Here is a 12,100-nt window from a genome sequence, read left to right on the forward strand (position 1 = left end):
GAACGCGGCCGGCGACAGCGCCGCCAAGTCCCGCCGCCGGTCGGCCTCTGGGTCGGACGGCCGCCAGCCCGCCCAGCCGGAGGCGACCATTTCGTACGCCCGGCCGCCCGACGACCGGCCGCGCACGACGGGGAACCCGCCGACGTTGACGCACAGCGCCGCGACGAGCTGCCGTGCCCCGCCAATCCACCGCCAGTCCCCGGGCAGGGGCGATCGGCGCAGCAGCTGCACCTGCTCCTCGGTGGCCTCCGGCACCAGCGACCCGGCGACCCACGTGCCGTGGGCGTCCCGGCCGGCCCGCACCACCGCCACCTGCGTGCCCGTGTCGTCGTAATGCGCTACGGCGGCCGCCGCGCTCGCCTGAAGGTCGGCGTGCCCGGTGCCGGCCGTGAGGTGCCCGACCGCGACCAGTTCCCCCTCGGCCGTCTGGATCTCCGGCCGGTGGAACCAGTCGAAGCCGCCCTCGTCCGGCGGCAGCACGCACTGCCCGCCGGTCAGGAACGACAGGTGGCAGTCCCGGTCGGCGAGGTGCCCAAACACCCGTCCGTCTGCGTTGTGGGATCGGCGGACGTGTTGAAGCCGTGTCGGGTCCGGGAGTCAGATCGCTTGGGCGAGTTCGGCGAACGCAGCGTCGACCCGCGTAGCGGGCGGGGCGTCGACGGCGAGTTCGTAGTGTCCGCGGCGGAGGTTCTGCATGAACGCGTGGCCGGCGATGACCACCTGCGCTGTCTTGTCCGTTCGTAGGGGTCTGTTGCGTTGCCCGTGTCGAGGGATCGAGGCAGGCTCGACGGGTGCAGCCGTCGAGTACTCGTCGTCCCTGGTCGCCGCCGAGGTCGGCGTTCACCGGGTTCCGGTTCCCCGCAGAGGTGATCGTCGTCAACGGTCCGCTGGTACCTGCGGTACAACCTCTCCTACCGGGACGTGGAGGAGCTCCTGGCTGAGCGCGGTGTCGAGGTTGACCACGTCAGCGTCTTCCGCTGGGTGCAACGGTTCACCCCGCTGCTGGCCGACGCCGCCCGGTTCGCTCGCCACTCCCCGGGTGATCGGTGGTTCGTCGACGAGACGTATGTGAAGGTCAACCGGGTGTGGCGTATGTCTACCGAACGATCGACCAGCACGGGCAGGTCATCGACGTGCTCGTCTCGGCCCGCCGTGATGCCGCCGCGGCCCGGCGGTTCTTCCAGCGGGCGCTGCAGATGCTGAAGGTGACGCCCATCGAGGTGGTCACAGACGCCGCGCCGGTCTACCCCGCCGTGCTCGACGACCTGATCCCCTCGGCGTGGCACCACGTCGAGCAGCATGCCAACAATCCGATCGAGGCCGACCACAGTCAGCTCAAGCACCGGTTACGACCGATGCGCGGGCTCCGGACCGACCAGACCGCACAAGTGATCATCGCCGGACACGCATTCATCCAGAACCTCCGCCGCGGACACTACGAACTCGGGCTCGACAGTCAGCCCAAGCTCCGAGTCGCTTCGGCGTTCAGTGAACTCGCTCGGGTCATCTGACGCGGACCCGACCCGGGCGTAACGCGCCTTCCCATCAGATAATGCAACGGCGCCCGTTCAGGTTCCCGACGGACTAACGACCGCTGTCGAACAGCAACGTCTGGACTTCCTCGCCCAGCCGCCCGGCAACAGCGACTACTGCGACCCCGACGACGTCCCCACGGCGACCCTGGCGATCCTGCTCAACGCCGCGCTGTTGAGCAGGGACAAGGCACCTCTCCGAGCGGTCTACGGCGAACAGCACGACCATCTGGCCCACGGCCAATGGCTGAACGAGTTGCGTGCCGCGGGTGAGCTCGGCCCGCTCGGACGGCTGGTCGGCGCACTCGACTCACTTCTCGGTATGGCAGTCTCCGGCGTCTTCGATGGGTTCGCCGCCGCAGCACGTCGGGTGCCCTGGCCGTGGCTCGTCGTCGGCGCACTGGCCACGGTCGGCACAGTCCGTTACCTCGTCGAACCCGAGACCCGGCAGGAGGTGCAGACGGTGTTGGGCGCGGGCATCTCGACCGTCGCTGCGAGTGTGGCGGAGATTGTGATGCATCGCGAGGCCGCGAAACGCCAGTTCGAGAAGCTACTGCCGGTTCAGCCCGGCTGGCAGAAGATCACCGCGCACGCCACCCTGCGGCTGCGTTGACCAGGGCATGCCTTCACCACCTGGCGCGCAGTTGTCGGCGTACGGGTGAACGGGACCAGGTAGGTACAGATGAACGGGGCCAGCCTCCTACCCGCGGCCCAGGCCCTGCCCGGCGCACGTGGTTGCCGTGAAGGCAAGCCGGATAGCCCCTACTACCGCGCCGCTTCCGCTCCTCGCCGCTGCGCGGCTGCGGTGCGGGTCGGCTTGGTCTCGACCTACTACCGCAGTGTTCGTCGAGGGCTGCGTCGATCTCCGGCCGGTCGGATGAGCGCGAGCATGGTCTCCCTCGCCGGGCCCGATGGCAGGCAGCATCAGCTGATCAATGTCGAAGTCTTCCTGATCATGAGGTGCATGGACAGGTACGTCGGACTGGCCACGTTCGGTCGTGCGCGCCTGGTCCCGTTCACCCGTACGCCGACAGCAGTCCTAAAGCGACCACAGCGCGAGAGAACTCACCGCCCCTCCGCCGGACGGGCGACGTCCCTGCCGGCGAGGCGAGGGTGAGGTCCACGCTGCGTAGGATTGCCGCCTTCGGTGAGCCGTGCCGGGGGCGTTTCCAAGTCGGAGGCAAGGTTACGCCGCTGGCGGCCAACCGCCGCGTTGATGGCTAGTCCATCGGTCGTCCGCGGCTAGAAACAGGTGCGTCGAGGCATCGACTGCACCGATGGCCGCAGCCGCTGCGAGCACATTCCGGCTAATCCCATGCAGAGGCGCTGTTGGACGCCGCGCGCGAGAAGCCGCCCCGGCGAGCTGTCCAGGCGTCCGCACTGGTCGCGGGCGCGCGATGGAGCCGGCGCCCGGTCGCGCGGGCACGACGCCGGCGGCGGTGCGAACGCCATCCCAATTAGTGATCACGGCGACGACCCAGGACGACTGGCAGGGGAAGTGCGATCATTATGACGCGACACCGCTGCACGGGGCACATCGATGTAAATGTCCCCTTCGAGGTGCGTTGGCCGCACAGGGAGGAGGCAAGAGTGCCTGCGGACGCGCAGGGCGGGAACGCGAATGTCGTTCACGTCGCTAGCCGGCTCTTGGCGATGCTCGAAGAGGTCGAGGCCGCCACCGGGCAAGAGGATGACACGGTTCGCGATGCCTCGCTGAAGGTGCGGATCGCGCGGGCACGGGAGATCATCGAAGGCCTCCTGGCCGAGCTGGTCCGGGTGCGCGGCGATGCTGCGCGGGTGGTGTGCATCGGTCGTACGAAGGCGGGGAAGTCGACGCTTCGCTTCGTCCTGACAGGCGAGGGCGCCGACGGCATCGGAAAGGGCGGGCAACGCACGACGAGTATCCCGATCACGTACCGGTGGCGGGACATTGACGTTGTCGATACGCCCGGCGTCGGCGCCTACCAGGGAGCCGTCGACGATGCGTCCGCCTTGACGGCCGCGAAAGATGCTGACCTCGTTGTGTGGGTGGCGGGGTCCGACAGCCAGCAGCCGGCGACAGTGGCCCCCGTGCTGCAAGCCATCGCTCCCGGCATCCCAGTCTTCGTCCTTGTCAATCACAAGCAGACGTTCACAGCCGAGGAGCTCGTCGGCGATCTATCGCCCGCAGTCATCTTCTCCGACATCAGTGGTCAAGAAGCACGGATTCGCCATGTGCTGGCGCAAGTTGATGTCAGCGACCCGACGATCGCGCACGTCAACTTGTGGCTTGCGCAGTGCGGTCTCGAGGGCGAGGACCAGCGCCTCTTGAGCCAGTCTGGTGTGCCGGCCGCAGAGGCGGCGCTGGCGGTTGCCGCGGCGGAAGCACACGCACGTCGCCCCGCAACCGCCGCTGCGGTGCTCCGCGCACGCGCGGCTGATGCAGCGGAGGCAACTCATGTCGTCGCAGCGACGCTTCGGGCCCACAAGAGGGAACTCGTCGCCGCCAGAAAAGGCCTGCGCGATGACACCGAGGCAGCTGCGGACGAATACGGGGATGAGGTCAGGCGCGCAGCTGCGAACGCGTTCGCATCGGCCACCACGCAGGTCGTGGCAGCTGCGCGCTACGCGGCGGAGGAGCCGCACAGGGGGAAGGCGCAGGAGCACATGCGGTCCGAGGCGGTCGCAGCGAGCAAGCAGGCACACGTGAGTCTCGCGCAGGCCGCAGAGGGTGCCGCCGAGAAGTGCCGGCAGCAGCTCGTCGACGGCCACGGTCTCGACCTGCCGACCCTGCAGATGCGGGTCGAGGCGCCGCAACTGCCAGAAGCGCCACTCGATGGCGACCCACTCAATGCGCGCGCTGCCAACTGGGTAGCTCGCGGGGTGAAGGGAGCCGCTGCAGTGGCCGCCGTCGCGCTTACCGACCGACGGGTCGCCTCATTGGTGATTGGCCTTGTCGACGAACGAACCGTCGACAACATCCGGAAAGACCTTGCGCCGACGGTCAAGGGTGAGCTGGCCAAACGGGAAGCCTCAGTGGACGCGGCCAAGGCCGCTTACATGTCCGCGCTGGCGCAGGCCCGTACCTGCGCCGAAGACGCCTTGCGCGCAAGCTGGGAGCCAATCCGCCGAAGCCTTGATGCAGTCCTCAACGAGAGGGCTCTGCGCATTGAGACGTACGCGATGTGGTCCGCTCAGCTCACGCGCCTGGTCAGGGAACTTGCAAGTGAAGCTGAATCAGGGATGGACTGAGACATGACTGATCGCCAAATCAGCCAGGCAGGCACCGACCTGCTCGCGCTTGCCCGCATCGTCAGCGCGACACACGACGCCCGCGACCGACTTGTCACAGTCCTCACCAACGCGGCGCACGACGAGCTCCGCGCGCTCGCCACTGATGTGCCGACCGCCGATGCGGCGGACGCGGTCACGGTCGTGTTCGTCGGTCAGTACTCAGCGGGCAAGTCGTCGCTCATCAAGTGCCTCACCGGTCTCGACATTGAGATCGGCGCGGACATCGCGACGATGCGAGCGACGACATACCCGTGGCAAGGCCATCTCATCGTCGACACACCGGGAGTAAGGACTGGGGAACACGAAGCGCATGACCGGATCACTGAGGAGGCGCTGCGCGGCGCCGACGCAGTGGTTTTCGTCGCCACAGCAGAAGGATTCGATGACGTCGCCGCGGACTACTTCACACTCCTGCGGCAGCGGCTACGGACTCTCAGTCAACTGCTCCTGGTCGTCAATAAGAGCGCCGCAGAAGGGTCAGACCCGGCACAGGTTGAGGGTCACCTACGAGAAGTACTGGGCGAGCTCTTCGACCTGATACCGGTGGTGCGGACGGACGCACGTAGTTGGCTGCAGGCAGAGGACTTCCCGCAGCCAGAGCAGCGGCGGCGGATGTCAGGCATACGCAAACTGGCCGACTTTCTTGACGAGACAGTTCGCGCGCGCGGAGCACACCTACGGCTTGCAACACCACTGCGAGAGCTCGCCGCCTACGGCCGTGACGCGATCGACACGATGTCCGTCACAGCCGGCGGCGACCCGCTCCTCAGCCGACTCGACGAGGTCGCTGGCGCCATTGCTGAACAGCGGCAACAGATGAACGAGTCTGTCAGCCGCGCCGCGGAGGAGGCGAAGGCGTTCGTGGCTTCGAAGCTCGTGGAACTGGGCCCTGACATCGACGAGGACCAGTTGAGCGCGGTCGCCGACGAGGCGCAGAAGCAGTTCGACAGTGTCCTGGACGCCGACGCGGAGCGGACGAGCGAGAATGTGGGTAGCGCTCTGGAACGGTATTCGCCGAAGCCCAGAAGCGAAGAGCTCGCTGTCCCCGAGCAACCTTCCGCTGTTCCCGCATGGCCGGTAATCCGACAACAGATCCTGCGCGGTCTGCAGTCGATTGCCCGTGACTTCGGCGGTGCCGGCGCCCGGCCTGGCGGCGTCGGCAACACAGCCGTCAAGCAGATCTGGCACGGCGTCGGTCGCAAGTTCCCCCCGTGGGGAGCGGTCAAAGCAGCCGAGGGCACCGCGAAGATAGCTCGTGTGCTCGGACCCGCCCTCGTAATCGGCGAAGCAGCCTTCGGGTTCTGGCAGGAGTACCGCGGCGCACAGCGAGCTCGGCAGCAAGCCGACCGCAGTCGCGGCTGGCGTCCGAAGGCGCTGCAGATCGCTGAGGAGATGGTCGGTCCGTGGGCGGCATCAGCGCGCGCCGCTGTCATGGAGCGCTGCGACCAGCTGGACGCCGTCATCGCGCGGCAGCGATTGAGTGTGTTGGCGAAGCAAGCAGCTGGCGACCGTGACGTCGCTGCCCTGATCGCTGTGAACCACTTGCTGCTGGAATTGCTGATGCAGTTGGAGCAATGATCTCGGCGGCTTGGCCGGGCCGTGCCTGATCAGCATCGCCGGGTCCCAAGGTCTACCTACATTCCAGTCGGGGTACGGCTCAAACTGTCGGTCCGCAGACGTAGCCTCTCCCTGGCCTCGATTCTGCGGACAGCCTCGTCCCCGGCCGCCTTATCGCGATGCAGATCGAGGGCGGCCCATCTCGGTTCGCGGAACCGCATGCAGACGGCTGGACCTTCCGGGACAGCAGCGACCACCTTGCCTACTGGCTCGGGCACTCGCTGCCCGTAATCGTCGTCATAGTGGATGCAGACGGAAACGCGTTCTGCATCCACAGCTGACACCAACGGAGGGTCGTGGGTGCCGCACTCCACCAGCCGACACCATACGGATCCGCGGATAGCCGACGTTCTGTTCGCCCCGGACCCGCGTCACCCGAGTACCACCCGGACACGCCGCCCGGACAACCGCCACGGTCTGCGCCGGAATCTCCACCGACGCCCTCGGCCTCATCGACATCGCGACACGCTACTCCATATAGGACATAAGGCGGGCAGGATGCCGTCTCCCGAGCTGATCACAGTGAGTTTATATAACCAACAGAGCCCTTGCCTGAGCCCTGCCCCGTCCAACGCGACGGGGATCAGGCAAACCATGAAGAACCATCACGCTTCGTGTGGAAATAGCGTGCCCGAGATCAACACAAACCAAAACCCAACCGGGGACGACGCTGTCGGCGTCGATCCCGTTGCTATAGGGGCCGATTGTTGACAACGGCAGTGTTCCACACTCGACACCTACACGGTGAGGCAGTTCGTGGAGCGCCGCCTTCTCAGCCTATATGGACTTCGCGCGGTGCTCGGTGCGCTGCTGGCCGGATGGACACACGAACTGCCGACCAGCGTGCGATTCGTGAATGTCGTAGCACAGCCGTACCTTCTCGCCGAGCTGAACCGGCACGCCGGGCACGCCGACATCGTGCGCGAACTGGTCGACGGCCAGGTCGGCTGGCGGCGGCCCGGCGACAACGTTGTCGAGGGCGACGAGGCGTGGTGGGCCGCCTACCGCGAGAGGCCGGATTCCACCGCGCGCGAGTTCGCCTGAGGACGCGATCTTCGCGTAACCCGCGGATGCCGTCCAATTCGTCCGAGAAACCGTGTGCATTCTGCCAGCGGCCGTCGCAGCCGAAGCCTGGGTCACATGCACGGATTTGCCGCGATCCGAGCGCTACGCAGCGTCATAGCGAGACTGCACGGTCGGAGCCCGGACGTGCCGATGAGCGCGCACGTGATCTTGCCGAGCGGAAAATGTCAAGGAGAAGGGGCAAATGGGAGTGATATAGCATACGGTCCATGACTATGCAGCGACCTGGCACGTCGGCCCGCCAATGGCAGATTGCAAATGCCGAATCGTATCTTTCCTGGCGCCGCAGCGCAGGGCTCGATGCTTCGAATATGAAGTCGGTATGCGACAGTGTCGATGCCACCTTTGGTATGCTATTTGGTCGTGCCGATTGCCCCCTGCTTGCCGCCAGACTACCTGATGCACTCAGGCGCTGCGACGATCTCGATTTTTCGGATCTCGAGGCAGGACTCGCTTATCTTATCCTCCATTTTGCGGACCGCTATGGGCGCGCGGATCAGGTACTGCAACGACTGTTGAGACTCGGGTTTGCGCCTATCCGAAGGCAACGCGTTGCAGTTCTCGACGTCGGCGCTGGCCCAGCCCCGAGTTCTTTCGCTGCCCACGACTTCTACAATGACCTGGCAGATTGGAACGAGAACGGGGACAGTGAGTATGTGGTCGGTAGGGCCGTCGTCCACCCCTTGGATCGTGGCATTGCCTGGGACACCATTATTCACAACTTCTCGGAACAGCTAATGGTTCGCCGCACGCCGCCGGCCGAGCGACGTCCCCTCCCATTTAGCCGTACCTACGACAATTTCGCAGGGTTTTCGGTTCACGAGCAGCATCATGGATACCGAAAGGCGATCAAGGACAGGATCGTCCGTGAATACGATCAAGCCGATGAGTACATTGATCCGCGGGAGGCATGGCAGGAGGCGTACGCGTATCCGGCGCAGATACCAAGCGCCTATGACTTGGTCTTCATTTCGAATTTTCTGACCAGCGTCAATATAGCAGAGACGTTTCAGCGGGAACTCGTGGGTCTGGCGCACTCCTTGACGCTAGGAGGCGTTCTGCTATTTCTTACTGCCACAGGAGGTCGGTACGCTGCGATCCATGCTCAGATTGAGGAGATCGCGCAACTAGCGCGATTGTCTCGTATCGAAGGCTTCGATGAACCAATAGAGGCAAATCAGGACGAACGGATGCGAGAACAAGTGGCCGCGCAAGTACGAGCGTCGGTAGCCCGCGTGCGAGTCCTTTGCGATCTGAATCAGAGTGATTGGCGGGCGATTTCAGATGGTCTCTCAAATGATCTAACTGATCCGGCGGTCCCCTTTACCCTGCCGAAGTTCCGCGTCTTCGCGTATCGGCGGACAAGCGGCGCAGCTACGGCGTAGGGTCGAAGTCAAAGCCTTGGTCGCTACGCTGAACAGCATCATGTGGTGCCATGGCGTCCGTTGCGGATGATGGTGTTTTCAGCTCGACTCAGTCGCCGCTCAATCCTCGATCTGCCGACTCAACGATGTGTCCGGGCGCGAGCAACGCTGCTTGACCCTTAGCAGAACCCCATGACGGCATGTGGGCCGTCCGAGGTCAGGTTTACTCTTCTGCCGCGACACGCGCCGATCGTCAAGTGACGCAGTTACCAAACGTAACCAGATAACGTCACGGCACTGTGAGCTTCGCGACCTAGGGCGACCAACGCCGATCTTATCGACATGTGGGTCTTTGTATGTCACGACATACATACCTCTGTAGGTGAAGCTGTACGCCGACACCCAACCCCCCGGGCGGCCACCGGCCGTCCGCAGGTAGCTGGCTCCACCGGCCGTCGGCGCTACATCACCGGCAAGGGCCCCACCGAGAACAAGTTCTCGTTGGGGCTTGCTATGCGCCATGTCTGCACATAGCCAGGAATGGATGGTCCGCAGAACTCATGCCTGCGGGCTATCTCGCATCGAATGAGTCAAGCCCACGAGAGAAAGGCAACCGATGAGGATTCCGCGCCAGACCAGTCGAACGAAGGCCACCACTCCTCGGAGCGCCTATGGCATCTCACAAATCAGATTTCCCGATTTCCCACGACCCGGAATATAATCAACCCAACGAACAGAACATACACAAACGCGACCCGCAACAACTAGCGGTAATCGCGCCAGCGGACCCACCCGATCTCAATCAGGCCGCCGCGCGCGCCCTCCTACGGATACTGCTCGCCGCGCATCAACGACTTCGCCACCCCAAGAGCGAGGAAGCATGACAATGGAATGGACAATGAGTAACGTCGGCGCCACGCAGCGGTCAGTCACCCCTCAGCCGCTGCGTTTCGCCTTCTACGGGCGAGTCTCGACCGAGGACCAGCAGGACCCGGAAGCCTCCCGCGCCTGGCAACTCTCCCGGTCACGAGCACTGATCGAGCCCGCAGGCGGGCAGGTGGTCGTCGAGTTCTTTGACGTCGGCCTGTCCCGCTCGCTGCCGTGGAAGCGTCGCCCTGAGGCGGCTCGGCTGCTCGCCGCGCTCCGCGATCCGGGCCGGGGCTTCGACGGCGTGGTCATCGGTGAACCGCAGCGCGTTTTTTACGGCAACCAGTTCGGCCTGACGTTCCCTCTGTTCGAGCACTACGGCGGCGCGCTGTGGGTGCCCGAGGTCGGTGGGGCCGTCGACCCGGGCAGCGATGCTCACGACCTCGTCATGGCCCTCTACGGCGGCATGAGCAAGGGTGAGCGCAACCGAATCAAGGTGCGAGTGCGCAGCGCAATGGCAGCCCAAGCCGCCACCGAGGGACGGTTCCTCGGCGGACGGCCGCCCTACGGCTATCGGCTCGTCGACGCCGGTCCCCACCCGAATCCGGGCAAGGCAGCCGACGGTCGACGGCTGCACCGCCTGGAACCTGACCCGCTCACCGCACCCGTCGTACGGCGCATATACGCCGAGTACCTCGCCGGACAGGGCATCTTCGCCATCGCCGAAGGACTCACCCCCGCGACGGCATCCTCTCCCCCTCGGCCTACGACCGGCGACGCAACCCGCACCGCACCACCACGGCATGGAGCAAGAGCGCCATCCGCGTCATCCTGACCAACCCCCGCTACACCGGCCGCCAGGTGTGGAACAAACAACGCAAGACCGAAATCCTGATCGACGTCGACGACGTCGCCCTCGGACACGAAACCAAACTGCGCTGGAACCCCACCCAGGAGTGGATCTACTCCGGAGCCCTAGTCCACGAACCGCTCATCGATGACGAGACCTTCACCCGCGTCCAGACGCTGATCGCCAGTGCGGGCAGGCGCCCCGACGGGGTCACCAAGCCCCGGGCCAGCAAACGCAGCTACGTGCTGTCCGGCCTGCTGCACTGCGGCATCTGCCAGCGGCGCATGATCGGCAGCTTCAACAACGACCGCAACCACTACCGCTGCACCTACGCCGCCGAGTACGCCGACACCAACCGCATCGCCCACCCCCGCAGCGTCTACGTCCGCGAGGACCACATCCTCGAACAACTCGACCCGTGGCTCGCCCAAGCCTTCTCCCCAGGCCGACTCACCGAAACCGTCCAGGCCATGGCCGAAGCCCAACACAACGAAGCCGACCAACAGGCGATCAAGGCAGCCCGGGAAACCCTCGCCACCTGCGCAACCCGGCTGGACCGCTACCGCGCCGCTCTCGACAGCGGCACCGACCCCACCATCGTCAGCCGATGGATCGCCGACGTCCAAGCCGAACAGGTCACCGCCGAAGCTAACCTGCGTCGGCTCACCGGACGTCGGACAATGAGCCCGGACGAAATCCGCCACATCGTGGAGACCTTGGGAAACATCATCGCCGTGCTCCGCGACGCCGACCCTGCCGACAAGGCACTGATCTACCGCTCTACCGCGAACTGGGACTAACCCTGACCTACCGGCCGACGGCCCGCACGGTATCCGCTCAGGCAAACCCAAGTGGATCATGTACTAAATTGTGTCCGAGGGGGGACTTGAACCCCCACGCCCTATACGGGCACTAGCACCTCAAGCTAGCGCGTCTGCCATTCCGCCACCCGGACCTACTCGTCCAGCCTACCGCGCCGGCCAGGATGATCTTGTCATCCGTTGGCCGCCCGGCGGGCCGCACGGGGAGTTACTGTACACCGCTCGGGTGGATCATGCACATCGGCTTCCGACCGCTCGGTTCGAGGCGCCCCACAGCAGGTGGGGAGGGTCGCGCGGCGCCGACGAGGGATCCCACGCCGCCGGTTCCGGGTAGCGTCCGGCGGCCGTCAACCGGCAGCATGGCCACGTGCCCCATGCCTCTCCCCTGGCCGCCGTCCAGCAGCGGGCCCTCGCCCTGCGCGCTGCGGGCGAGCTGACCGCCGCACGCCGGCTGCTCGCCGACGCCGTCGGCTCCGCCCGGCCGCCGTACGGTCACGATCACCCCGATGTGCTGAGCACCGCGCATCTGCTGGCTCGGCTGCACCGCGAGGCGGACGACCCGGGCGCCGCGCGCCGGGTGCTGGAGGAGGCGTTCGCCGCGGGCGAGCGACGCTGGCCGCACGCCGACCCGCTGATGCTGGCCCTCTCGTTCGAGCTGGCCGCGGTCGCGGACGAACTGGGCAACCGGCACGA

At 65.7% G+C, this 12,100-nt stretch carries 10 protein-coding genes, 1 tRNA gene and 2 pseudogenes; 10 read left to right on the forward strand and 3 right to left on the reverse strand.

Going from position 1 to position 12,100, the window contains the following annotated elements; genetic code table 11:
- Both NCC78_RS18625 and NCC78_RS18630 read right to left on the reverse strand, forming a co-directional pair.
- A partial coding sequence (locus NCC78_RS18625; RefSeq protein ID WP_250795925.1) for a hypothetical protein occupies nt 1-540 on the reverse strand: 540 nt, incomplete at its 3' end.
- A 57-nt stretch (nt 541-597) separates the two neighbouring features.
- Nucleotides 598-720, reverse strand: coding sequence for a hypothetical protein (locus NCC78_RS18630; protein ID WP_372495156.1), 123 nt, complete (start codon nt 718-720; stop codon nt 598-600).
- A 71-nt stretch (nt 721-791) separates the two neighbouring features.
- Between NCC78_RS18630 and NCC78_RS18635 the strand changes: the two are divergent.
- From NCC78_RS18635 to NCC78_RS18670, 9 genes and pseudogenes are all read left to right on the forward strand, one after another.
- Nucleotides 792-1,511, forward strand: a pseudogene (locus NCC78_RS18635) (IS6 family transposase).
- A 196-nt stretch (nt 1,512-1,707) separates the two neighbouring features.
- Nucleotides 1,708-2,145 (forward strand): hypothetical protein, encoded by a 438-nt coding sequence (locus tag NCC78_RS18640; protein WP_250795926.1) that lies wholly within the window; start codon nt 1,708-1,710, stop codon nt 2,143-2,145.
- Between the two features lie 977 nt (nt 2,146-3,122).
- On the forward strand, nt 3,123-4,763 hold the full coding sequence (locus NCC78_RS18645; protein WP_250795928.1) for a GTPase domain-containing protein: 1,641 nt from the start codon (nt 3,123-3,125) through the stop codon (nt 4,761-4,763).
- A 3-nt stretch (nt 4,764-4,766) separates the two neighbouring features.
- Entirely contained in the window at nt 4,767-6,383 is a 1,617-nt protein-coding gene (locus tag NCC78_RS18650; protein ID WP_250795929.1) for a GTPase, read from the forward strand.
- A 149-nt stretch (nt 6,384-6,532) separates the two neighbouring features.
- Nucleotides 6,533-6,703 (forward strand): annotated as a pseudogene (locus tag NCC78_RS32565) (DUF4365 domain-containing protein); the annotation flags it as partial.
- A 571-nt stretch (nt 6,704-7,274) separates the two neighbouring features.
- Nucleotides 7,275-7,466, forward strand: a complete 192-nt coding sequence (locus tag NCC78_RS18655) for a DUF664 domain-containing protein (RefSeq protein ID WP_250795930.1) — start codon at nt 7,275-7,277, stop codon at nt 7,464-7,466.
- A gap of 248 nt (nt 7,467-7,714) precedes the next feature.
- Nucleotides 7,715-8,890 carry a hypothetical protein gene (locus NCC78_RS18660; protein WP_250795931.1) on the forward strand — a complete coding sequence of 392 codons (1,176 nt, stop codon included), beginning with the start codon at nt 7,715-7,717 and terminating at the stop codon, nt 8,888-8,890.
- Between the two features lie 877 nt (nt 8,891-9,767).
- A complete protein-coding gene (locus NCC78_RS18665; protein ID WP_250795932.1) occupies nt 9,768-10,571 on the forward strand; it encodes a recombinase family protein in 804 nt (267 codons plus the stop codon).
- Nucleotides 10,556-11,386 (forward strand): recombinase family protein, encoded by an 831-nt coding sequence (locus NCC78_RS18670; RefSeq protein WP_504920455.1) that lies wholly within the window; start codon nt 10,556-10,558, stop codon nt 11,384-11,386. The genes NCC78_RS18665 and NCC78_RS18670 overlap by 16 nt, the downstream gene beginning before the upstream one ends.
- 71 nt (nt 11,387-11,457) lie before the next feature.
- Here the strand turns inward: NCC78_RS18670 and NCC78_RS18675 are convergent.
- Nucleotides 11,458-11,541, reverse strand: a tRNA-Leu gene (locus NCC78_RS18675).
- Nucleotides 11,542-11,774: 233 nt separating this feature from the next.
- On the opposite strand from NCC78_RS18675, the gene NCC78_RS18680 reads away from it, so the two are divergent.
- Nucleotides 11,775-12,100 (forward strand): tetratricopeptide repeat protein (locus tag NCC78_RS18680; protein ID WP_250795933.1); only part of this gene is annotated, 326 nt, incomplete at its 3' end.

This window comes from Micromonospora phytophila, from assembly GCF_023656545.1.
GTDB lineage: Bacteria > Actinomycetota > Actinomycetes > Mycobacteriales > Micromonosporaceae > Micromonospora > Micromonospora phytophila.

What these genes read in the sequence shown, in the direction of transcription:
- NCC78_RS18650 (WP_250795929.1), top strand. Translation starts at nt 4,767, where the DNA reads ATGACTGATCGCCAAATCAGCCAGGCAGGCACCGACCTGCTCGCGCTT.
- NCC78_RS18665 (WP_250795932.1), top strand. Translation starts at nt 9,768, where the DNA reads ATGAGTAACGTCGGCGCCACGCAGCGGTCAGTCACCCCTCAGCCGCTG.
- NCC78_RS18660 (WP_250795931.1), top strand. Translation starts at nt 7,715, where the DNA reads ATGACTATGCAGCGACCTGGCACGTCGGCCCGCCAATGGCAGATTGCA.